We start from the raw sequence: 22,546 nt of genomic DNA, 5'->3' as shown, positions 1-22,546 counted from the left end.
CGAATGCCGGACGTATTTGATCATGCCAGTGCGATTGAAGCCAAATTCACCCAAATGGCGCTGGACAGACAGCTGGGTGCCGCGTCCAGCCAGACGGGCAACCAGACCAGCGCGACAGAATGCACGGAATGCGGCGACGCCATCCCGGAAAAACGCCGCCAACACATACCGGGGTGCCAGTACTGCACCCCATGCCAGGAACTCGCCGACAAGGGGAAACTGTGAAGAATTTCATTCTGAAACGCCGTTACTTTGAACACGGCACCTATGGAACGCTCCATCGCGAAGATGGCAGCCAGGTTTGCTGCATGGTTGAGCGTCCTTTTCTGAACAACAAAAAGGGGGAATCTTGTGTGCCCGAAGGCACCTACACCCTCTATCCGCATCAAAGCCCGAAGTTTGGCAACTGCTACGCACTGGAAGCCGAAAGTTTGGGTGTCACCCGTTACGGGCCAAGCCAGCGGACGCACATTCTGATCCATAAGGCAAACCACCCGTCGCAACTGCAAGGGTGTCTGGCTCCCGGTGTTGATTTTGGTTTTGTCGGCAATGAGTGGGCGGTTTTGAACTCAACGGCAGCATTTCACAACCTGATGGATGAGCTGGCCGGAGCGCCTGCTGTTCTGACCATTCGAAAGGATTAGCAAGCATGTGGGAAGAAGTGAAAAAACTGATCGGCACTGCAGCCCCCATGGTCGGTACGCTAATTGGCGGTCCGGCAGGCGGCGCAGTCGGCGGACTGGTTGCTAGTGCGCTGGGTGTTGAAAACACGGCTGCTGCGATTGAAGCGAAGCTGAGGGCAAACCCTGAGGCGCTGTTGAAAATCAAGCAACTGGAATCCGATGAGCGCATTCGCTTGCAGGAATTAATGTTCCAGCATGCAAAGCTGGAAAGTGAAGAGCGCCAGCTCGCGATAACCCAGCAGGCAGCCACCATGCAGGCCGAAATGGCTAGCAGCGATCCTTTTGTGCGCCGATGGCGGCCAACTTGGGGATACACCCTGTGCCTGAGTTGGGCGCTGATGTTCTTTGGCCTGTTCTTTGTGATGACTTTCCAGCCCCAGGAAGCGGCGAATGTGGTCAATGCCATTGTCGCACTGACTCCGCTTATCTCTATTGCGCTAGCAGTTCTGGGGGTAAACATCCACAAACGATCATTAGATAAACAGATCACTGCCGGAGTGAAGCCTGTAGGTGTGCTCGGCGGTATCCGGCAAGGCGTAAAAGGGGGCTAGATGGAACCAGCTTGGGTATCGGCAGGTGTGGCTTTGCTGGCCGTGGTATTCAGCCTGATGGCCTTGATATTCGGACGAACAGACAAAGGCCAGGCGACGGCCCGTGACCACGACCGCCGTATCCATGCAAACGAGCTGGCAACAGAACGGCTGCGCGGTGACGTGGCTGAGAAGTACGCCACCAAGCATGAACTGCGCGAAGCCGTGGACGACCTGAAATTATCAATCAACGGACGGTTCGACCGTCTGGAATCGAAATTAGACAAAGAGCGAGAAACCGCATGAGCAAAACAATCACTCTGACCGTGGCAGGTAATGACGTCACATTTCAACCGACCCCAGACCTGTATGCCGAATACATGGGCCAGGTGGCACAGGGCAATATTTCCGATGGCGCACATAACTTCATCATGCAGTCAGCCAGTGACGACAGCAAAGAGAGCCTGCGCGGCCTGACCGAAGAAAACCCAGGGGCGGCCATGCAATTGGCTGGCGTGCTGATGCAGGAATACGCGCCGAAAATTGCCATCACCGTAAAAAAATAAACAGCAAGGTCACTGCACTGGATAACAGTGATCTTGCCCAACTGCTGGCATTTCGCCGCAAATGGCTGCCGGGCGAGCCGGATGATGAAAACAGTCTGGCTCAGGCTGCCTGGCTGGAAAAACGCTACTGGGAAAATATGGCCGCCGTGATGGCCTCCGGTGTGAGCAAAGCATTTTCAGGATAAGCAATGGCATTACCCGAACCGCTTCGATTTACTGTTGGACTGATAGACCAGATTTCTAAACCGCTGGGCAACATTCAGCGCCAGTTTGGTGATATGGCTCGGTCATACCGCGATGGCACCCATACCATGGTCGCCGGTGCTGCGGGCGTAGCCGGTGCGGGGATTGCCTTGCAGCAAGCCCTGATGCCTGCCATTGAAATGGATCGGGCGCTGGGCGAAGTGAAATCGTTGGGGGTTGCAGACAAACAGCTTCAGCAACTCAGTGACACGGCACTGAGTTTTGCTGTGGAGTATGGGAAATCTGCCACTGAATTTGTTGCGGCCAGTTACGACATCAAATCCGCTATGGGGGCCATGTCTGGGGATGAACTCTCCGGCGTGACCCGAAGCTCTGCCATTCTGGCAGCGGCCACTAAAGCTGACACCGCGACCATCACCAGTTACATGGGCACCATGTATTCGGTGTTCAAAGACCAGGCTGATGCCATCGGCAAGGACAACTGGGCCGAACGCATTGCAGGCATGACCTCGAAGTCTGTCGAGATGTTCAAAACCACAGGGCAAGGCATGTCCGATGCATTCAAGGGGATCGGGGCTTTAGGTAAAGCGAACGGCATCGCGATGCAGGAACAAATGGCCGTTCTTGGGATGCTGCAGGGCAGCATGTCAGGCAGTGAAGCGGGTACAAGGTATAAAGCGTTTTTGTCTGGTGTCGTGAAAGCTCAGGATGCGCTGGGTATGTCATTCGTGGACAGCAACGGCAAGATGCTCCCGATGTTCGAGATCATGGGCAAGCTGAAAGAACGGTTTGGTGAACTGGACAGTGCGGAGATTCATCAGCTTAAAACGGCTTTTGGCAGTGACCAGGCAACCTTGGTGATCACCGACCTCATTAAGAAAACCGGTGAGCTGAAAGGCAATATTTCCGAGCTCGACAAGGCCAGCAACCTGAACACGGCCATCAATATGGCCCATGCCATGACTGACCAGTGGGAACGCCTTGAAAGTGGAGTCTTTGCCGTGCGCGCAGCCATTGGTGCGGCATTACTGCCTGCGATATTACCCTTAGTGGCTGAATTGGCTGATGGCGCTAATACGCTGATTGAGTGGACTCAGCTCTTTCCGAACCTGACTCGGGTCATAGGTTATGGCGTCATCGCTGTGCTGAGTTTAGCCGCTGCCGGGGGCATGTTGACATTGATGGTCGGGATCGGAAAACAAGCCATGGCGATGTATACCCTGACTCTGAATCTATGGGGGATCGCTGCTGCAGGTTTAACCAAAACCATGATGTTCCTACGTGGTGCGGTACTAGCCGCCAACCTGGCAATTGCAGCGAACCCCATCATCTTGATCGTCGGCGCCGTGGTGGCGGCCATAGCGGCTGTGGGCGCACTGATTTACTACTGGGACGATTTGAAGGCAAGTTTTGGTGACACCACCTGGTTTCAGATTCTCGAAAACGCCATCGCCCTGTTCACCCTGCCATTTCGGGCCGCCTTTGCACTGGTTCGCGCCGGTTGGCAATGGGTCATGTCCGGATTTACCGATGCCAGTGGGTTTGAATTCATCGGCCAGATGGCCGGGGAAATCTACAACATCTTCGGCGGGGTGTTTGAGTGGCTGAAAAGCATGTGGGAGCAGATTGGTACCACCATGAAAGGCATGATCGACTGGCTGCCCGGCTTTGGCGGTGATGAGGAGGCCGTCAGCATTCAGGCAGTTCAGGCCGCCAAGCCCGTGGCACAGGTACCACATGGCGGCGCTGCGAAAACACTCTCTAACTATCAGAGCAGCTCAACGAATTACGGTGGCGTCAGTATCTATGCCCAGCAGATGAACAACCCGCAGGACTTTGCAAACGAAATGGAGATGTTTGCCGGATGACCTATCAGGACATTTTAATCGAGAACGGCGATGTGGTGCTCGATGCCGGGCGAAACCCGGTACTGATTCAGGACCGGGCCGTGATTGCGCAGGATATCAAGCACGCCATCATTGAATCCGGTCTGGCTGTGTCCCTGATTGCAGAGCGCAGCCGCAGTAAGCGCCGTGACATCAGCACTCAGATTGAATTGTTGGTTGAAGAGGATGTGCGTCTGGTACCGGGTACCGTCCGGCTTGAAGAGCCCACACCCGGCATCATTTGGGTGTTTGCCACCACGCGGGATTTCGGCACGTTAGAACTGGAGGTCAGTCATGGCTGAGATCCCAAAACCAGACTATGCCCAAATCGTGAAAGATGCCGGGGTGCCCCTGGATAAAGACAGCTGGAAGCAGGTGCTGAAAGCTGAGATGGCCGCAGAAGAGGCCATCATCAATAACGACTCACCTTTCTCCCCGTTTTGGCGCCTGATTGAAAATGCAGTGACCAGCTGCACCGTGTGGCTGGTCGACCGGCTGATGGTCAAACATGTGCTGCCGAACGTATTTCTGGCAACGGCAACCGGGGAATGGCTCGACCAGCAAGCCTGGGCCTGTCAGACAGAACGCAAAGGCGCCAGCAAGGCAACCGGCCATGTGGCATTTCAACGTGCCGCTGCGCAGGGGCCGGCCCTGATGATTGCGGCTGGTACCTGGATCCAGACTGATGTGATTAACGGTCACATTTACCGGGTCCGGGTGACTGAGGACACAGAGCTCCCGGAAAACCAGACCCTAGTGCTGGCACCGGTTGAAGCGGAATTGCCCGGCGCGGCGTACAACCTGGGCGAAGGCTATTACCACATTCTGCCAACGGCCATCCCCGGCATTGCGGCGGCGACCAACGCCGCGGACTGGCTGGACAGTGCCGGTGCGGATGAAGAGTCTCATGATGAACTGCGCCTGCGGGTCCGTGACCAGTGGTCAGCCATTGCCAAGTGGCACATTGATGCAGCCTATCGGGCGCTGCTGACCAAACGGGCCGGGATCCAGGATGACAATGTGTATTTTGAGCACAACGCACCACGCGGTCCGGGCACTGCCAACGCCTACATTCTGCTTGATACCGGCGAACCGTCAGCGGCGATGATTGCGGATATGAATCAGCACATCCGGGACAACGGCCAGCACGGCCATGGGGATGATTTGCTGGTCATGGCCATGCCCGGTGTGGAAACGAATATTCAGGTGTCAGTCTGGCCTGTGGTATCGATGACGCTGGAAGCGCGGGACGACCTGAAAGCGCAGATTGAACACTTTATCCGGGCCGCTTTTCGCGAGAACACCGATTATCAGCCGACCCGAACTAACCCGGTCAAACGCTTCAGCTTCTCGAAACTGGGGCAAGAGCTACACGCCCAGTTCCCCGGCGTTGAATCGCTGGAGTTTGCCCAGGCGGACATCCTGAACAACCTGACCATTCCCCGCATCGGGACGCTGGAGGTGACTCTTGAGAATGCCTGAGATTGTTTTGAAGTGGTGGATGGGCCGTGGTGAGCTGGCAAAAATCGCCCGCGCCCTGCATCGCTACTGGGGTCGAGTATCGGAGGCACTGCAGCTGCCATTGCAGCAACACGATCCCCTGACGGCCCCCATAGGCATGGTCGAGCTGCTGGGTTGGCAGCGGGGTGTCACTCGGCTGGGCCAGGAGCCTGAAGCCCTGTTTCGCATCCGGGTGGCCTACGCCTACCAGTTCACCAAAGAGGCCGGTTCGATTGCAGGCTGGGAAGTGATGTTCCAAAAGCTGGGCTATCCCCACATCACTCAGGATGAGCGATTGCAAAGCGTCGACTGGGACGTGGTGAGCCTGCAGATTCAGGATGGCGATTTAACGGAAGTGCCCCGGTTGCTCGATACCGTGATCCGCCAGTATGGCCGCACCTGTCGGCGTTACCAGTACACCAGTTATGTGCAGATGCCCGTGGCTGCCAAAAGCCAGGCCATCGACGCCGGTTATGAAACGGCGCATATCAAATCCCGCATCAATGTACCCATGTTGCCCAAGGTGCTGAACATGGAATGTGAATATTACACAGCAACAGTGAAAGGCTGAGGAAAGAATGGCAAATACGACTGAAACGAAAATCCTGACCGCTGCGGGCAAAGCCTTACTGGCACAAGTGAATGCAGAAGAAAGCCCGCTCACCATTGATAAACTCATCTTTGCCAATATCCCCAACCGGGCGGATTATCCTCAGTCTGACGATGGGGTACCCGCTGATTATGTAGTGTTTGAAAAATCTGTGGAGCAGCGGGGGCGACTCAGCGCAGATGCGGTGATCTACTCGACGACCCTGAAAAGCGATGAAGGTCCGTTCGATTTCAACTGGACCGGTGCTTACAGCTCGGAGCAAGGGGTGTTGGTGACCATTGACCACCACAAACTGACCCCGAAAACTGCCGATGAGCCGGGCATTGCGGGCAATACCCTGGTGCGCTCTGTGGTGCTGGAATACAAAGACATTGCCGAAATCACCAACATCACCGTTGATGCCTCTACCTGGCAATATGATTCAGCCAAGCGCCTTAAACGTATGGATGATGACAGTGCGCAGGCGATGATCGATATGAACGGCAAAGACTGGTTCATTGATGACGGCTTTCTGGTGACGCCGCAGTCTACGGCTTTCAACATCAAAGCCGGTGCCGGGTATGTGTCGGGTAACCGGGTTCAACTTGAGTTCGACCGTATTGTGCAGGTACCAGACAAACCCGCATTCATCTATGTAGATGCCTACCGGGAAGGCTCACCTACCGGCGAACAAACCACCTTGTTTGATTTCGTGGTGACCGCAGACGAGAAAGATGACTACACCAATGCGCAGGGTGTGAAGCACTTTGTTTGCAAGATTGCCCAGGTGTTGGCTGATGGGAGTGTCAGCGATTTGCGGCCAGAGGGGGAGAGTGCTAGTCGTGATTGGGTAAAAAAAACGACGGTGCAATACGTTGGAAGTAAAAACGATGTACTAAGTGGTATTTTTGAAGCTGGCAGTATCATAAAAACGATTGGTTATTACAGCGCATTTGATGGTGGTGATGACGAATATGTTATCAGCAAGGTCAAGATGCATGAGCTTGCATTCCAAACAAAAAATGGATTGTGGGCAAACAGTCAAGAGCTCAAAAAGAAAGAAGTTGATATCAGAAAGTTTGGTGCTATTGCAAACTGGTCTAATGATGGCTCGGGCGCTGATAATTCCTGGGTATTGCAACAACTGATTGATAATGATGTGAACAAGCTGACAGGTAAGGGGTTCTTTGGATTATCAAAGACGGTTATATGTCGTCGAAATGGTATCAAGCTGCATTCCCCTTCGTCGGATGAATTCCGGTTTTATGCCAACGTAGCAAACCTCCCGCTTTTTGATATTGGAACAGAGAACCTCGATGAGCCTGGTGCAACGGTGAAATATTTTACAGCCAGAGGTGTTGGGTTCGGTAGTGATAGCTGGCTATCAAATTGCTACGGCATTAAGACAACAAATGATGAATACTTAGACATAAGAAAATGTGTGTTCACCTCATTAAGCCGAGGGGTGTCGATGGCCGAACAGGCCAATGAAACATCTATCAAAGCTAAGGTTGATGATAACCTTTTTTACCATTGTGGTTGGGGTGTCTATGGCGGACAAACTCGTGTTGCAGACATGGATTTGACGAGAAACACTTTCCAGAACCCACATAAGGGAGCTGGATATTTTGGTTACCTGGACGGTGGTACTCATAGTGGAAATAAAGTTTTTAATGAATTGGCAGTTGAAAACAAAGGGTTTCTATATATCAAGCCGATTTGGTTAAAATTCAATGATAATGATTTGTTTGAACTGGGTGGCGGAGGGCTTGAAATACAGTCGCCGTTAAATTCAACATTTAACTCAAATACTTTTGTTAAATGCGGAAAGGTGAATAGAGAGGCATCTGTTTCATTAGTTCGCTTTCCTATTACTCGCCGGAAGATGAATTCTGAGTTTGAAAATACAAAAATTGTATCGGCCTATGGTTCGGGTGTCAGTGTTTCAGATTTGGAAGGATTGCAGTTCAAGGGGACTAAAATTGATGGGGTTGGGAATGGTGCTGAATCCGGGCCATATGATGGTTTCGTTGTAACAAATAGTGATATCGAGTTACTGGATGTTCAGTTGGATGGGAAGGGTTCAACCAGTGAAGCCGGTGAAGGACGTTATTGGTTGAATGCAACAAACTCAACTGTAGCAGTGCGTCAGCAGCAAAAAATCATCAATTGGCAAATGGGTGAATACTTATATGGAACATCTGAGATTTATGTGGATGAAGGTGATTCATTAAGGAAAATAAGAACAAATGTTACCGCTTCATTGCTTGATGATAAATTTGTGAATGATGGGGAGCTAACTTCTTCTGTTTACATTAATCTGCCATCAGCTAGGAAAGTTTCGGGTAAAAAGTATTCTCTGGTAAAAAACGATGAATCCATATATTCACTGATATTCTCTGCCGCGCCTGGTGAAAGTATAAATGGCAGCTCGCAAATTGCTCTGAATACTAAATATGGGTGCTTAGCGGTTGAATCTGTAGATGGAGAATGGATAATTTTGTCAGGTAAGTAAAATAATGACTAAGTCTGTAATTATAAAGCAAGCTATCAAGAGTAGTAATCTATGTTAACCCTATCCGGAACCCAGCTATCCCTCAAATCCCTGCGTGTCAGTGTACGCCAGCAACTCGCCGGACAGGATATGTCCGGCCAGACAGCCGCAACGGACCAGGCGGAAACCGGGGACAAAGCCAAGGTGCTGTCTGTGAGTGGCACCATTCCCTTTGAACGCCAGCCAGACCTCAGCAAATTGTTCGAACTGGCTGGCGTCAAGGAAAATGACGCCCGTCAAGTGTACCGCATCAGCAACCGAACAGCCCAGGCCCTGAAAATCCGAGAAGTGAAGTTTCAGGGCAACATTCGGGGCGATGAACAGGAATCCCTGCGTCAGTGGGCGGTGAGCTTTGAGTTGGTTGAACATAGGTCCGTACCTGAGCGGGTTGAAAGCCGGGAGGCGGATAAAGCAGCTAGTCAGCAAACGGTCCAGGGCGTGGAAACGCCGTCAGATCAGGTCACAGCGTCTGCAGACGTTCCCCCGGAAACCACGGTTGAGCTCACCGGCTTTATGGGAGTGTTGAAACGGGTGGATAACGCACTGGCATGAATACACAACGCTTTACCGCACAGGTCTATATTGGCCGCCAGAAAACCAAGGTCAGCACCCATCGGCTGACCTTTGATGATACGGCGCCGGGCAGGGCCCAGCTGGTCATCGAAGGCAGCCCTGAGGTGAACAGCATTGTCGCCGTTGATCTGGGATGGGGGGAGAACCTCAGCCGGGTGTTTCTGGGTTATGTGGAACGGGTGCAGCCTACCCAGAAAGGCTGGTCGAACATCTTTTGCCGGGAGCTGGCTGCAGTGCTGTATCGCCCGTTGCCGGTCATCATGCGTCATCCGACCCTGATGCAGTTGCTCAGTCATGTCAGTGACAAAACCGGACTGCAGTTCGTAGTGCCGAAGCGGGCCTACAGCAAAACAGCTGCGCCCTGTTTCTACAGTGACGGTAATGGGTATCGGGTCATTGATGAACTGGCCGCCACCTTCAGCGTGCCGGATTTTTTCTGGCAGCAGCAAGGCAACGGCCAGATTTTTGTGGGCAGCTGGCAGGATAGTTACTGGGCGGATAAACCTGTCACCATTCCCAATGAACTGATGACGGGCCACACGGCCAACAAAAGCGCTACAATCCCCTGTATCCCCAAACTCAAGCCTGGCGCACTGGTGAATGGTGTTCGCCTCAAAGCGGTAGAATTTACGGGAACGGAGGTGAAACTAACATGGACTTAAACACCCTCAAGCGGATGATTTACCGCCTCTTCCCGGAGCTGACCGCCAAAGCACATTTGCCCCGCTGGGGAAAAGTGGTCGCACTGCCGGAACTCCCAAAGGAAGGTGATTTGTCCGACCGTTTCTATCCCCATTATGCGGTTGATGTGCAGTTGCTGGATGAGCAGGGGAATGATCTGAAAGACCGACCACCATTACAGGCGGTCCCGCTGCCGGTGCCCGGTGTTGGTGAGATGGCTGGGCGACTGGAGCCGCCCGCGAAAGGGAGCATTGTGGAAATCGGCTGGATGTTCGGCCATGCGGATAAGCCGTTTATCCGCTGTGTGCTGCCACTGGGATTTCGGTTGCCGGGTATTTTAGAAGGGGAATCCCGTTACCAACAACGCCAAGGAGTTTACCACCTGGTTGATCAGGCGGGTAACTTTGAGAGCACCACAGACAAAAACGCCACCCTGAACTGTATCGACTGCAATGTGAACGCGACCAACTACATGGCAGTCATTGAGCAAATGCGGAAAGTCCTCATCAAGCAGAATGATGAAATCACCGTGCTCAAAGACAGAATCGAAACCATCGAAGGCCAGGCGAAACTGACCGTCAGTAAAGACCTCATCATCCAGGCAAAGAACATCACCGAGGATGCCGACACCATCAAGCTCAACGGCGGCAAAGGCGTCTGTACAGGCGCCACCATCTGCCCGTTCACGGGCAAGCCTCATGTGGATGTCTCTACCACCGTATTCGCAGGGAAGTAACCATGGCACTCAACAAAGACTCACTGAAACAGAAAATCATCACCCACCTGAAAGCCAAAGGCTTTGTCACAGAAGGTGAGCATGCTGCCGCAGGGGATATGGCCGAAGCGATCGCGGCAGCTGTGGTGGAGGAAATTATAGAGAATGCTTTAGTCGATGTAAGTAATGGTAGCTCAAAGGGGCAGTACAAAATAACGTGAAAGATTTCAAAAATAGACTGGATATAGTTGGTAATACAAAAGTCTTCGACTACTTTTGCTTAACTTAGGAAACACCTTTTGTTGCCGGTAGAGAAGTTGTTTACCAAGTAAAACGCTCATGATGTATCACTTTCAATATTCAGGAGGCTACTTTGGAAATAAGTATTGCGAACTTCAATTTAGAGAACATTTTCAATCGATTTGATTTTTCAGCTTTTGGAAACAGCAGAGATTCAGAGTATTCCCAGCGTTATTTGCCGCCAATTGTCAACAGCCTTACAGACTTTAGGAGTAATGACCTAACTCAGTTTGAGGAGTTCAAGCAAGCATTACGTGCCGCCTTTATATCTCAAGAAGATGACAAGCGTCAGCATGCCGCACTTGCTATCAAGAATGCTGACGCAGATCTACTGTGCCTCCAAGAAGTTGATAGTATTGATGCACTGATAAAATTCCGTAATTTTTATTTAAATAAAACACAAACAAATGAATATCAACAAGTTGTATTGCATGAAGGTAATGATAAACGGGGAATAGACGTTGCTGCGATGGCGACAGAACTTTTTCCCGTATATTCAAAGTCGCACGCTCATATGACAAGGTCAGATCTCGGAACTAAAGAAGAGAGGGATGAACTTGTAAATAGGTTTCCAGTTGTGAAGGAAGAAATGAAAAAGAGGGGACGAATTTTCAATCGTGATTGTCTAGAACTTGAAATCCATAAAGATGGTAAAGAGTTAACAGTTTTTGTATGTCATTTTAAATCAATGGGAGGAGGTCGTGATAAGACAATGGGTGAACGTACTTTAGAGGCTATAGCTGTGCGACACCTGATTGAACATAAATTTGTCAACCCCGCAGAAGCCAATTGGATTGTAATTGGTGATTTAAATGATTATGTAGAACAGATAAGAATTTCGAATGATGGCACAGAGAAGCTGGTAAAAGAAAATAACTCTGGTCTTGCACCTCTATTACAAGATGACTTTTCTGTTAACCTTGTATCTAATCTTGAGGAGCTAGAGCGATGGACGCATTATTACAGCTGGGAAAAAACAAAGACTCAGTTAGATTATATTCTTGTTTCACCTGCAATAAATAGTGCTAATCAAGGTGTAAAACCTGACATTATCCGCAATGGTATGCCATACAGAGTGCCCAACACTGAAGGCATAGTACGTTATCCGCGTATAGGATGGGACAGACCGAAGGCAAGTGATCATTGTCCGGTTGTGGTGAAATTAACTATTCCCTAAAGTATTGATACATAATTATTACTAAGCGCCCACCATGGGCGCTTTTTTGTTGCCTGCAGTTAGCCCAGTTACAACGGCCACGGAATGGAGCGAGCGCGTGACGAAATCCGCACTCCTCCTCCCCGCCTGCGAGGTTTTTGCGGTAGTTTTTTTTCAGTTTTGAATTTATGAAAATCATACACGAAAGGCGCTAGATAACTGGGCTTTGAGGGGAAAGAAGAATTTCAAAAGTTGAAATTCTTTTCAGTGAATTGAAAAGAGATGATCAAGGTTTGATCTCTTGTTTATTATAACCTGTTGATAATTAAAGGTTCTGATGTTTTCTGTCAGAGGTTGGCTTGATCAAAGGATCAAAGGGAAATTTCAATCTATTCAATTACTCATTTTAAAACAGTTAGTTATAGAGATTTTCTTGGGACTTCAATTTCAGAATCTTTCATCAGAGATTGAGTGAATGAGTGGGAGAGAAAAGGAGCTGAAGAAATCTTGGATTCTGCGTGAAAAATTTCCCAGGTGTAGACACTTTGTAGACACTCGGCGTTTTTGGACACAAAAAAGGCCGCTCAAAAGCGGCCTCAAATACATCGGGAAAACCGAGTTATTCTTTTCCGTACACGTTATTTTCTTGCTCACGAACACGGATGAAAGTGGTGCGTTTTGTGAGCTCTTTGAGCTTCGCCGCGCCAACGTAGGTACAGGTTGAGCGTACGCCGCCCATGATATCCTGGATGGTGTATTCCACCGGACCGCGGTAAGGCAATAGTACGGTTTTTCCTTCAGCGGCACGGTAGTTGGCAACACCGCCGGAATGCTTGTCCATCGCGCTCTGAGATGACATGCCGTAAAATTTCATGAATTGATGGCCGTCTTTTTCAACGATTTCGCCGTTGCTTTCTTCATGGCCGGCCAGCATACCGCCCAGCATCACGAAATCGGCACCGCCGCCGAAGGCTTTAGAGACATCGCCGGCACAGGTGCAACCGCCGTCACCAATGATCTGTCCGCCCAGTCCGTGCGCGGCGTCTGCACATTCGATAATGGCAGACAGTTGCGGGTAGCCGACACCGGTTTTCACGCGAGTGGTGCACACTGAACCCGGGCCGATACCTACTTTGACTATGTCTGCACCTGCCAGAATCAGCTCTTCCACCATGTCGCCGGTGACAACATTACCCGCGCTGATGACTTTGTCGGGGAATGCGTTACGGACTTTTTCCACGTACTCGACCAGATGCTCAGAGTAACCGTTCGCAATATCGATGCAGATAAACATCAGATCGTCGGTCAGCGCCATGATGTCTTTGGTTTTCTGAAAATCCGCATCTGATGTACCGGTAGAAACCATGGCGTGTTTGAGTACATCAGCCGGGTTTTCTTTGATGAAACCGGCCCAGTCCTCAACCGTATAGTGTTTGTGAATGGCGGTCATGACATTGTGTTTTGCCAGTGCTTTTGCCATGTCAAAGCTGCCGACTGAGTCCATATTGGCGGCAATAATGGGAACGCCTGACCATTGACGGCCGCTATGCTTGAATGTAAAATCGCGGGTTAATTCAACTTGAGATCGGCTTTTCAGGGTTGAACGTTTCGGGCGAAACAGTACATCTTTGAATCCCAGTTTCAGGTCTTGTTCGATACGCATGGAAGTTCCTTCTTTATCTTCAATGTGATTATCGGATATTGCTCGTCAGGTATGCGCTATTGGCAGATAGCAATTTTCCTGAAGAGCAGGCACAAAAAAACCGGAGCGTTGGCAGACGCTCCGGTTTTCAGCATTATAGGCGCAGTTTTTTTTTCTACAAGCCTGAAAAATGCATTTTTTTTATGGTATCCTCCCAAAGATTGCATCCGGACGTTTCCCCCCCGATTGCTACAATCAGGTGACGTTTTGGCGAATCCTCAAGCACTCAAATCACTTCATAACCAGACGCGGATGACTTCCTGAATCCGAATGTCAAATTTATCATTTTTCTCTTCCAATCTGTTTCAATCCTTGGATAATCCTATGAGTCTCGCTGGCTAAGTGGATCGATTTACCTTGTTTAATAAAAGAAAAACAAAACAGATATTCCCGCTGGATTTCTACGGTGAAGATGGCAGCTGGCGCTTTATTCTGCGGGCTTACTCGTCTGATGAAGTTCTGGATGCTATGTATTGGCGCGCATATATTTCTTGTCACCGGAAGGAGTTTGATCTGCTTCATCTGGCGATCGACAAGTTCAACTATAAGTACAACTACTCGGCCTCTGACGTCTCGGAGTTGCATTTGGGGGCCGTGGGGTCTGCTATGCGGGTTAATATGATGGGTCCGATTGTGCCGGTTAAGCATTTGCTGGCCAATATTGCTGAAAGGCTGGAAAACAAGACGGTCAGCGGTGAGAAATCCCAGGCCGCAACGCATACTGGCCACCTTCAGGCTAAGTCATCTTAAGCGTTGAAGAATGGCCCGAATGACGAGTGAATATATAAAAGGAGCGATGGCTCCTTTTTTAATGTCTGATTTTGGTAAAAGCTTGTGGAGACATTATCTTAAGTTCGCTATGTTAGTAAACGAATCTGACAATAATCATGTAGGTGAATGGATGAACTCATGGACGCAGGGCAGATATCTGGCCGTCTCTTTGTTGCTGGCGAGTCAGTTAGGGCTGGCCACCGCTGCGCATGCCACCACAGAGCTGGCATCCATGTCAGAGTTGGTGGGCAAGTGGCAGTGTCTTCCGGATGAGAAGGCATCAGACAAGGAAGAGAGCTGGGTGAATTATGATTTTCATCATGATGGCAAAGTTAATTCTAAAGAATGGATTCGCTATCAGGATCAAGGCAAAACTGAGCTGGAATTCAACCTGTTTGTCGACTATCACCTTGAGTCACTGGAAGGTGAGTACCGTTTAAAACCGTTATCAATGAAACGGGAAATACTGACAGATCCCAATCAGGCCAATCCTTTTGGCTATGATGCGCAACGCGATCTCATGGGTTACCGTATTTTCCTGCAGCCTGTGATGAAAGGAAAAAACAAAGCGCAGTTCGAAATGTGGTATCACATTACCCCGCAGAATCATTTTTCTATGCAATGTCAGCGTCAGGCCGCCTGACGCGTGTTCAGTCTTTACGCAGATCGCTCACGCTTGAAATCGGCGTAGGAAAGCGGCTCACTACCCAGTAAGTGGACAGGATGAAAGTAGTGAGTGTCGCGGTTTGAATAAAGAGCATACCCTGATCGGAAACCAGACCGGCGGTTAAGGCAGAATAAGCCAGCAAGAGTGAAAACTCGCTGGCTTGGCTGAGCCGGGCAGACAGTTCCTGAGGCGCTTTTTCCTTGGCCAGCTTCAATGCAACAATGAATCCAGCTGCTTTTACTGCCACTAGCAGTACCCCGAACAGCCCACCCCACAGCAACACGGTCCCACCTTGTGTGATATCCATTTTTGCGCCCACCGCGAAGAAAAACAGAATCAGAAAAAACTCCCGCAAAGGTTTCAGGTGCAGGGAAATGGCTTGCGAAACCCGACTGATAGCAATGGATAGCCCGGCGACGAAAGCGCCGATTTCATAGGATAATCCCGCCAGATGAGCCGTTTCCGCCCACAGCAGGCACCATGCCAGTGCGGTAACAAAGGTGTATTCCTGAATCACATCAAAACGACGAAACAGGGGGAGCACCAGATAGCGGACGCCTAAATACGCCAGCAGGCAGAGCAATCCTAGTTTCAGCAGAATGAGTACAAAGGCGCTGATCATGACATCAGGCTCACGCACATTCAGAAACAGAATCACAATGATAGCCAGCATGTCCTGTATCAGTAGTACACTGGTCATAACTTCCCCCACACGCTGATGGTGAAGGGTGGTGGTCGGGATCAATTTCAGCCCTATGACGGTACTTGAGAACATCAGTGCGGCGCCAGCCACAAGCGAATCGCCAAGGGACAGACCGATCAGCAAGCTAAATCCCAGTGTCACCAGAAAGAAGAGACAGCAGGTACCCAGTGTGATCAGTGCGCTTTCTTTAAAGAGACTCAGCAGCTTGAAAGGTTGCAGGTTCAGGCCCAGCAGGAACAGCAAGAGAATGACACCGAACTGGCCGAATTGGATGATTCTGTCGCTGTCATTCAGCAAGCCTAACCCGCTAGGGCCAAGGGCAATGCCGGCAACGATGTACGCCAGAATAATAGGCTGGCGGGCATACAGGAACATTGTGCCTATTAACGCTGAACTGACCACAATGATCCCGAGTTCGAAAATCATGGTTTGCAGTTCATTTAACATACAGCACCCATACGACAGCAATCAGGCTTGTTGATCCCTTAAAAGCATAGATGCTTTAGTGGGACAGGCACTATTGCGACGGGTAAATTGCTTTAGCGAAATGCTTTAGCGGGACAGGCACTATTGTGACTGACTAATCGTATGCCATGCCGTAGAGGGACAGACGCTTATATGTGGCGGGCAAATCCGGCTAGGGTATTCGCCAATCGATCTATTTTGCTATTGGAGAGCTGGCGATAGTCAAAGTAGGGACAGATGACCAACCTGTGCTCGCGGTTAATTGCGAATTCATTATCCAGCCAGATGAGAGGCACCGTCAGTTTCTCCTCGTGAATCAGTTTCTTGGCGTAGGTTCTTCCCATAATGATGTGGTAGCGAGGGGTAGAATCTGGTGCATCAAGAACGGGAGGATTGAATAACAGCGCTGTCTGGCTGGATTGCTGGAGAAGGAAATCATCTCTGTACGACTGCCAGCTCGGGGCGTTCGTTGAATGGGGGAAAAACTTGCTGTCGAGGGCATAAATCAGCTTTGCGTATACGTTGAACACTTTTCGCCAACCGTTGCCGCACGCCTGGCCGATAGCCTTTATTTCACCTGAGGCAGCAGGCTGTAATTGATCCAGATATGCCATCCCGGGCACGTCTGGCCGGTTTTCGATATAAGCGGCTAAGGAAAAGTCGGGACATCCCAGCCCGATAAGGTGTTGCGTGCTATCTTCGGCGAAAGTATTTGTATTTTCAGGCATCTGTGTCGATCTTCTTTGTATGCAGTATGTTGAGTGAATGTAAGCGTGATTTTACTTAAGGTTTACTTGCGGTTGACACTGCTTTACCAAGCTATATGTACGCTGTACACATATGCAGAAAAACAGGTAGTGTTATATGAAAACTCTATGGATTGGTATCTTGTGCTTGTCTCTGATCGCACCAGCAACCAGTTTTGCTCATGGTGGCAGAGACCATGGTTATAAAAAATATTATAAGCATAAAAATAAGCACAGACACCATCATCATCGTAAACCGGCCAGACATTATCACCATCATGAGGTTGTCGTTATTAAGGAACGCCCTCGCAGGGAGTATCACCGAACCAATTTACCCGAATTGGTGACCTTTGCTGTGGTATCAGGCATTACCTATGCCATTATTGATAACGCATTTTATAAAAAATCTGGTGATAATTACGTTTATACCCCACACCGTCCTTAAGCTGCCACCAGCCTGTTCCGTTTATCCTCCAGATTTACAGACCTTCTGTCAGAAATGGCAGGAGGTTTTTTGTATTCAACATTTTCATTTCCTCTGCGCATGTACTGAATATCAATATTTCTGGTGGGATACATATCACAAACGGTCTTTTATGCTGCCTTTTGATGGGTTTACAGCGGTTCCACAATTTGAGTGTTAAAGCAGTAATCTTTTAAAATCAGATGGTTACGGTTTTATCTAGCAAAGAACACTGCTTTTTCGTGAAGCCAGATTGAAATACTAGATTGTTAGCCCAGTCATATCCACTTCTATGGTTTAGTATTCTTAATTTTAACTGTTATGTGAAGTTTATATCTGCTTGGTATTGGCTTTGTCGAATTTTCCTTTACTCTACCTTGTAACTGAATTGTTAATCTATTGTTTGTGGTTTGCTGCAAACGGGAGAGCGTCCGACACAGTTGCGGACGGCTAGGGATAAGGCGCTGCTAAGAGGAGCTGATGCAATGAATGTTTCACTGGGTCGTACTTTTCAACTCACACAACTAAGCGGACAGGCTATCAATGAGCTTTCCCCTTCGTTCAATCATTTGCCTAAAACCGGGCACGCAGATGGCGAGTACCGTCTTCGCCGTTATTCCATTGTGAAAGCGACCGCCAATGGCGTGCAGCACATGCCGCCCAGGGCCTTTGTGCAATCTGACGACATTAACCACTTTCAGGGCAATGTCAGCCGCAGTTTTGAGCCTTTGGAAGACAAGATACTTTTCAGTGCCGGGATGCATGAAATGTGTGAAGTGTTCAAACGTGCCAATGCCTTATCAGATGATCAGGAAATTGAAATTCATCAGATCCGTATTGCCGCGCTGGAGGGTGAGACTCAGGTAGCGCCAGAAGGGGTTCATCAGGATGGTTTTAATCACATTGCGGTGATTGGGATTGGACGTGAAAACATCGAGGGCGGTGAGTTTCTGGTCTACAAGAATAAAAATCAACTGCCTTTTTTGAGCATGGCGCTCGAGCAGGGTGAAGTCGCTATTCTGGCTGATGATCAGCTCTGGCATAATGCGCGTCCGATTAAGGCTGTGAAGAAAGATCAACAAGGCTACATGGATCTCTTTGTTCTGACAGCCCGGGAGACTCAGTATGCACTTTGATGTATCAAGTGTTCGACAGCAGTTCCCCGCACTGGCTCAACAGATCAATGATGCACCTGTGTATTTCTTTGACGGACCGGGCGGAGCACAAGTACCTGCCAGTGTGTTACAGGCGATGACGGATTATCTTGGCCGTTATAATGCCAATCTTGGCGGTTCGTTTTTCTCCAGCGAGGTGACAGTGTCACTCTTGGCAAAGGCGCGTGAGTCTGTTCAGGCCTTGCTGAATGCGCCATCACCCGACAATATTGTATTCGGTCCGAATATGACTTCACTGACTTTTCAGCTCAGCCGTGCCATTTCACGCGACTGGAAGCAAGGTGACGAAGTGATCGTGACGTCTCTGGATCATTATTCGAACGTGTCCAGCTGGCAGCAAGCGGCGGATGATAAAGGAGTATTGGTTCGTCAGGTTCGGGTGAATGAAGCCGACTGCACACTGGACTATGAGCACTTTGAGTCTTTGCTGAATAATAAAACGCGGCTGGTGGCCGTCACTTATGCGTCGAATACAACCGGCTCGCTGGTGGACATTGCACGTATTGTTAAAGCAGCACACAGTGTTGGCGCGCAAGTCTATGTTGATGCCGTGCACTATGCTCCACACAAGCTGGTGGATGTGCAGGCACTGGGTTGTGATTTTCTGGCATGTTCAGCCTATAAGTTCTTTGGCCCGCATGTGGGAATCGCTTATGTGGCACCTCAGTGGCTGCAGACATTGAAGCCGTATAAAGTTGAACCTGCTACCGATATCGGTCCGGGACGTTTTGAAACGGGAACCCAGAACTTTGAGGGTTTGGCGGGTGTAGTGGCTGCGATTGACTATCTGGCACAGTGGGGCGATCCGCAAGACGGCTTACGCGAGCGTCTGGCAGCCAGTTACTCTCAGTATCAGTCTCATGAAGAAGCGCTGAGTCAGCACTTTTTGAACCGGGTCAGAAAATTCAGCAATATCACTTTGCTGGGTATCGAGGATGATAAACGGCTCGCAGAACGCACTCCGACTTTTGCGATACGTATTGATAATGTACCGCCGTCGGATATAGCCTCTCACCTGGGTCAACAGAATATGTGCGTCTGGAATGGGCACTTTTATGCGTTAGGCTTGTGCCAGCAGCTAGGAGTGCTTGAAGGTGGCGGCGTCGTCCGAATTGGTTTCATGCATTACAATACTCAAGCAGAAATTGATCGACTTTTTGAAGCGTTAGCGCCGTTTTTGAACCCTGTTTCTGAATCCTGTTTCTGAACAATTAATAACAATTATTACTGCCATTTGCAGAACACTGTCACAGGCTTAATCCATTAAGCTGAACGAATGAAAGCCCGCGTTATCTCGCGGGCTTTTTCTTATTGAGTGCATGATACCCCAGCTCAACATCGGGTTTTCTGTATGGGTTGACCTGACGCTGCTGGTTGAGATTCACACCGAACAAAATCAATATCATTCCCGCGATTGGCCAGATCATATCTAAAAGTGACTGTCCCTTTAAGAACAGCAAAACCAGGGAAAGTGACACACCCACCAGCATTTGCCCGCTGATCACCAGCAAGCTTGTTCGCATCGCTCCAATTCTTGGGAGCACAAGGCTACTAATCGCCACAAATAACACACCAATGACTCCCCCAGCGTAAGCACTTAATGGGGCATTTTGTGGCAAAGAGAAAGAGTTGCCATGAACAAGCGGCACGAGTAGTGACAGAAAGATAAACCCTATCAGGTGATTCCAGTAAGATGAGAGCATTGCAGTGCGGTCAAGACTTAACCGACCGTTCAAAACGCGGCTCAGGCTAATACAGATACCGTTGAGTACAGCAAGAAAAATGAACCAGGACATGGCTTATCCTCATTAATCAGTAATATTTTAATAATCAGCTGGGTGTAAAAATGATCAGCATGCTGCCCGAGAGAATGCAGCACACCACGGCTAAATCTTGAGAAGAAATTTTCCTTTTATTCGAGCCCATCAGTCCGAACACATCACTAAACATCCCGAAAAGTGTCTGTCCCACCAGCATAAAGGCCACAGAACCCGACAGGCCCAACGGGCTATTCACCGTAGCCGTAGCCAGAATAACGGTAAATGCACCGGGTATACCGCCCAGATAAGCCCACTTTGGAATTGGTTTGGAGGCCGGGCGCGTCTGTTTACTCCGAACATGACAGACAAACAATATAAAGCCAGCAAACGCTGCACCTATGCCATGTGCAATCCAGGAGGCCAAGACTGGAGAGCTGTATGCGGCTAACTGGCTGTTGAGCACAATCATGAGTGACAACACAGCACCAGCAAAAAGCGCAAGCAGAGCAGGGGGGAATTTCAACATGGGTAATCCACTCATTGTGTAGTTTCTAAGATAGATTTTATATTGTGTATGTGAGGTTTATAATTGGGTTAATTTGAAAAACACTGTTGAGGTTTAGTATACAAATGCGTGATAACGATGCTTTCAGTGCCATTCCAGTTTTCGTCACTGTGGTGGAATGTGGCAGCTTTTCTGCAGCGGCTGAACGGTTGGGGATCACTAAATCTGCAGTCAGTAAACGTATCAATCACCTTGAGGCAAAACTGGGGACGCGTTTACTGAACAGGACTACGCGCAGCCTTAGTCTGACCGATGCCGGTGAGCAGTACTTTGAATCTGCCAGAGCCGCTTATCAGCTTGCTCGTGAGGCTGAGGATAAACTTGGTCAGTTACAGGGCAACCCCAGCGGGCTGCTAAAAGTGACTGTCCCGATGACGTTTGGACGTCTGCACATCAGCCCGTTGATCCCTGAGTTTCTGCAACGATATCCCGACATCCGACTGGAGATGACATTGGATGACAGAATGGTTGATCTTGTCGAAGGGGGTTATGATCTCTCCATCCGTATTGGTCATATACCTGAATCCAGCCTTGTTGCGCGGCGGTTAGCACCTTGCCGAAGTGTGCTTTGCGCTGCTCCGCACTATTTGGAAAAGCACGGTACTCCACAGTCACCAGCGGATTTACAGAATCATAACTGCCTGTATTACAGCTATTTTCGTGGTGGTGCTGAATGGCGATTTGACGGGCCTGCTGGTGTTGAGAGCATTCAGCCCAGAGGGAATTACCAGGCCAATAACAGTGAAGTGCTGCGAGATGCTTTGGTTGCTGGCTTGGGCATTTGTCAGATGCCGACCTTTATCGTGGGGGCGGATTTAGCTTCAGGGAAATTGATTCCGGTAATGCCAGATTATGCGTTGCCGCTGCATGCTGTGTATGCCATGTTTCCAGAACGTAAACATTTACCTGAGAAAGTAAGGGTGCTGATTGACTATCTGGTGGATAAGTTGGGAGGCGATGAGCCGCGCTGGGATCGCTTTTAGGAGGACAGGCACTTTTACGGGAAACCTAAATGGGACAGGCAAATTAGTGATCTAACTGGTTGTGTATTAACAGAGGTAGCTATTCTGACTGATAGGGTTCGGACTGATAACAAAAGTGGGGGCTGATGTGCCGGGAAAGTTGCGGCTAGCCCGTAAAATTAGCAAAACGGTAAAAATGAGCAGTGATTTGAGATGCGTTGACCCGATCTAAAATCTTATGCTGAAGCTTTGTAACGATTCACCGATCAAGGTCTAATTAGTGGATAATTGAGTACCAGAAATTCGTTTCCGTCCTACTAATGACAGGCAGGCTTTCATTGATGACTTTGCCCCAATCATATTGCCTTTCTCAAATCGTTTGTAAGTGCGAAGCCAGTGAGAGTTATTCAATCCTAATCGCTTAAGAATGGGTGGCGCATCGTGAGCGATCTGCCCCGTTTTTCCTTCATGAAAATGTCTGCCTATCCAGTCGAGAAGTTCCAGGTATGTAGTGGTCAAGTAAAACTGGCCACAGTTTTAGAGTCATTCCAGAATAACCGTTCTGACTCATTTGGCGTCAGACCACCGTTATATTGATGTGGCCTGATCTCGCTGTAATATTCCGTGATG

At 49.5% G+C, this 22,546-nt stretch carries 27 protein-coding genes; 22 read left to right on the top strand and 5 right to left on the bottom strand.

The features are described from left to right. Positions 1-3: 3 nt before the first annotated feature. The 16 genes from IFO68_RS21045 to IFO68_RS20975 all read left to right on the top strand — a co-directional run bounded on the left by IFO68_RS21045 (position 4) and on the right by IFO68_RS20975 (position 11,958). Positions 4-225 carry a TraR/DksA C4-type zinc finger protein gene (locus IFO68_RS21045; RefSeq protein ID WP_192017739.1) on the top strand — a complete coding sequence of 74 codons (222 nt, stop codon included), beginning with the start codon at positions 4-6 and terminating at the stop codon, positions 223-225. Further along, positions 222-644 carry a DUF5675 family protein gene (locus IFO68_RS21040; protein ID WP_192017738.1) on the top strand — a complete coding sequence of 141 codons (423 nt, stop codon included), beginning with the start codon at positions 222-224 and terminating at the stop codon, positions 642-644. The genes IFO68_RS21045 and IFO68_RS21040 overlap by 4 nt, the downstream gene beginning before the upstream one ends. A gap of 5 nt (positions 645-649) precedes the next feature. After that, positions 650-1,234, top strand: a complete 585-nt coding sequence (locus tag IFO68_RS21035; RefSeq protein ID WP_192017737.1) for a 3TM-type holin — start codon at positions 650-652, stop codon at positions 1,232-1,234. Continuing rightward, complete coding sequence (locus IFO68_RS21030; RefSeq protein WP_192017736.1) at positions 1,235-1,519, top strand: hypothetical protein; 285 nt, start codon at positions 1,235-1,237, stop codon at positions 1,517-1,519. Continuing rightward, positions 1,516-1,779 carry a putative phage tail assembly chaperone gene (locus tag IFO68_RS21025; protein WP_192017735.1) on the top strand — a complete coding sequence of 88 codons (264 nt, stop codon included), beginning with the start codon at positions 1,516-1,518 and terminating at the stop codon, positions 1,777-1,779. Before IFO68_RS21030 ends, IFO68_RS21025 begins: the two co-directional genes overlap by 4 nt. Beyond that, a complete protein-coding gene (locus IFO68_RS22185; RefSeq protein WP_419555453.1) occupies positions 1,719-1,964 on the top strand; it encodes a DUF6890 family protein in 246 nt (81 codons plus the stop codon). Before IFO68_RS21025 ends, IFO68_RS22185 begins: the two co-directional genes overlap by 61 nt. A 3-nt stretch (positions 1,965-1,967) precedes the next feature. Continuing rightward, on the top strand, positions 1,968-3,851 hold the full coding sequence (locus IFO68_RS21020; protein ID WP_192017734.1) for a phage tail tape measure protein: 1,884 nt from the start codon (positions 1,968-1,970) through the stop codon (positions 3,849-3,851). Then, positions 3,848-4,171 (top strand): DUF2590 family protein, encoded by a 324-nt coding sequence (locus IFO68_RS21015; protein ID WP_192017733.1) that lies wholly within the window; start codon positions 3,848-3,850, stop codon positions 4,169-4,171. The genes IFO68_RS21020 and IFO68_RS21015 overlap by 4 nt, the downstream gene beginning before the upstream one ends. Beyond that, positions 4,164-5,351 (top strand): baseplate J/gp47 family protein, encoded by a 1,188-nt coding sequence (locus IFO68_RS21010; protein WP_192017732.1) that lies wholly within the window; start codon positions 4,164-4,166, stop codon positions 5,349-5,351. The genes IFO68_RS21015 and IFO68_RS21010 overlap by 8 nt, the downstream gene beginning before the upstream one ends. Further along, positions 5,344-5,940, top strand: a complete 597-nt coding sequence (locus tag IFO68_RS21005; protein WP_225445376.1) for a phage tail protein — start codon at positions 5,344-5,346, stop codon at positions 5,938-5,940. Before IFO68_RS21010 ends, IFO68_RS21005 begins: the two co-directional genes overlap by 8 nt. Before the next feature lie 7 nt (positions 5,941-5,947). Continuing rightward, on the top strand, positions 5,948-8,473 hold the full coding sequence (locus IFO68_RS21000) for a phage tail-collar fiber domain-containing protein (protein ID WP_192017731.1): 2,526 nt from the start codon (positions 5,948-5,950) through the stop codon (positions 8,471-8,473). A 51-nt stretch (positions 8,474-8,524) separates the two neighbouring features. Beyond that, entirely contained in the window at positions 8,525-9,064 is a 540-nt protein-coding gene (locus IFO68_RS20995; RefSeq protein WP_192017730.1) for a baseplate complex protein, read from the top strand. After that, positions 9,061-9,747 carry a hypothetical protein gene (locus IFO68_RS20990; RefSeq protein ID WP_192017729.1) on the top strand — a complete coding sequence of 229 codons (687 nt, stop codon included), beginning with the start codon at positions 9,061-9,063 and terminating at the stop codon, positions 9,745-9,747. Before IFO68_RS20995 ends, IFO68_RS20990 begins: the two co-directional genes overlap by 4 nt. Further along, positions 9,738-10,502: a hypothetical protein gene (locus IFO68_RS20985; protein WP_192017728.1), complete on the top strand. Its 765-nt coding sequence runs from the start codon at positions 9,738-9,740 to the stop codon at positions 10,500-10,502. The genes IFO68_RS20990 and IFO68_RS20985 overlap by 10 nt, the downstream gene beginning before the upstream one ends. A 2-nt stretch (positions 10,503-10,504) precedes the next feature. After that, complete coding sequence (locus IFO68_RS20980) at positions 10,505-10,702, top strand: hypothetical protein (protein WP_192017727.1); 198 nt, start codon at positions 10,505-10,507, stop codon at positions 10,700-10,702. Positions 10,703-10,854: 152 nt separating this feature from the next. Next, positions 10,855-11,958, top strand: coding sequence for an endonuclease/exonuclease/phosphatase family protein (locus tag IFO68_RS20975; RefSeq protein WP_192017726.1), 1,104 nt, complete (start codon positions 10,855-10,857; stop codon positions 11,956-11,958). Between the two features lie 598 nt (positions 11,959-12,556). On the opposite strand, the gene IFO68_RS20970 is transcribed toward IFO68_RS20975, so the two are convergent. Next, complete coding sequence (locus IFO68_RS20970) at positions 12,557-13,600, bottom strand: GMP reductase (RefSeq protein WP_192017725.1); 1,044 nt, start codon at positions 13,598-13,600, stop codon at positions 12,557-12,559. Between the two features lie 396 nt (positions 13,601-13,996). Between IFO68_RS20970 and IFO68_RS20965 the strand changes: the two genes are divergently transcribed. Further along, positions 13,997-14,389 (top strand): hypothetical protein, encoded by a 393-nt coding sequence (locus tag IFO68_RS20965; RefSeq protein WP_225445375.1) that lies wholly within the window; start codon positions 13,997-13,999, stop codon positions 14,387-14,389. A 151-nt stretch (positions 14,390-14,540) separates the two neighbouring features. Then, positions 14,541-15,053 carry a hypothetical protein gene (locus IFO68_RS20960; protein ID WP_192017724.1) on the top strand — a complete coding sequence of 171 codons (513 nt, stop codon included), beginning with the start codon at positions 14,541-14,543 and terminating at the stop codon, positions 15,051-15,053. A 7-nt stretch (positions 15,054-15,060) separates the two neighbouring features. Here the strand turns inward: IFO68_RS20960 and IFO68_RS20955 are convergent, their stop codons facing one another. Further along, on the bottom strand, positions 15,061-16,227 hold the full coding sequence (locus tag IFO68_RS20955) for a cation:proton antiporter (protein ID WP_192017723.1): 1,167 nt from the start codon (positions 16,225-16,227) through the stop codon (positions 15,061-15,063). A 167-nt stretch (positions 16,228-16,394) separates the two neighbouring features. Then, on the bottom strand, positions 16,395-16,973 hold the full coding sequence (locus IFO68_RS20950) for a DUF6942 family protein (protein WP_192017722.1): 579 nt from the start codon (positions 16,971-16,973) through the stop codon (positions 16,395-16,397). A 136-nt stretch (positions 16,974-17,109) separates the two neighbouring features. Between IFO68_RS20950 and IFO68_RS20945 the strand changes: the two genes are divergently transcribed. From IFO68_RS20945 to IFO68_RS20935, 3 genes are all read left to right on the top strand, one after another. Continuing rightward, positions 17,110-17,436: a hypothetical protein gene (locus IFO68_RS20945; RefSeq protein WP_192017721.1), complete on the top strand. Its 327-nt coding sequence runs from the start codon at positions 17,110-17,112 to the stop codon at positions 17,434-17,436. Positions 17,437-17,939: 503 nt separating this feature from the next. Then, positions 17,940-18,590 (top strand): 2OG-Fe dioxygenase family protein, encoded by a 651-nt coding sequence (locus tag IFO68_RS20940; RefSeq protein WP_192017720.1) that lies wholly within the window; start codon positions 17,940-17,942, stop codon positions 18,588-18,590. After that, on the top strand, positions 18,580-19,836 hold the full coding sequence (locus IFO68_RS20935; RefSeq protein ID WP_192017719.1) for a cysteine desulfurase-like protein: 1,257 nt from the start codon (positions 18,580-18,582) through the stop codon (positions 19,834-19,836). Before IFO68_RS20940 ends, IFO68_RS20935 begins: the two co-directional genes overlap by 11 nt. A gap of 82 nt (positions 19,837-19,918) precedes the next feature. Here IFO68_RS20935 and IFO68_RS20930 read toward each other — a convergent pair whose 3' ends face one another. After that, on the bottom strand, positions 19,919-20,425 hold the full coding sequence (locus IFO68_RS20930) for a DMT family transporter (RefSeq protein WP_192017718.1): 507 nt from the start codon (positions 20,423-20,425) through the stop codon (positions 19,919-19,921). A gap of 34 nt (positions 20,426-20,459) precedes the next feature. Beyond that, the gene (locus IFO68_RS20925) at positions 20,460-20,915 is read right to left on the bottom strand and encodes a DMT family transporter (RefSeq protein WP_192017717.1); all 456 of its coding nucleotides are present in this window, start codon (positions 20,913-20,915) and stop codon (positions 20,460-20,462) included. Between the two features lie 104 nt (positions 20,916-21,019). Here IFO68_RS20925 and IFO68_RS20920 point away from each other — a divergent pair, with 104 nt between their 5' ends. Beyond that, positions 21,020-21,937 carry a LysR family transcriptional regulator gene (locus IFO68_RS20920; protein ID WP_192017716.1) on the top strand — a complete coding sequence of 306 codons (918 nt, stop codon included), beginning with the start codon at positions 21,020-21,022 and terminating at the stop codon, positions 21,935-21,937. Positions 21,938-22,546: the final 609 nt, after the last annotated feature.

Origin of the sequence: Photobacterium arenosum (assembly GCF_014841115.1) — a bacterium.
GTDB lineage: Bacteria > Pseudomonadota > Gammaproteobacteria > Enterobacterales > Vibrionaceae > Photobacterium > Photobacterium arenosum.
This window is presented reverse-complemented; position numbering and strand designations above follow the sequence as displayed.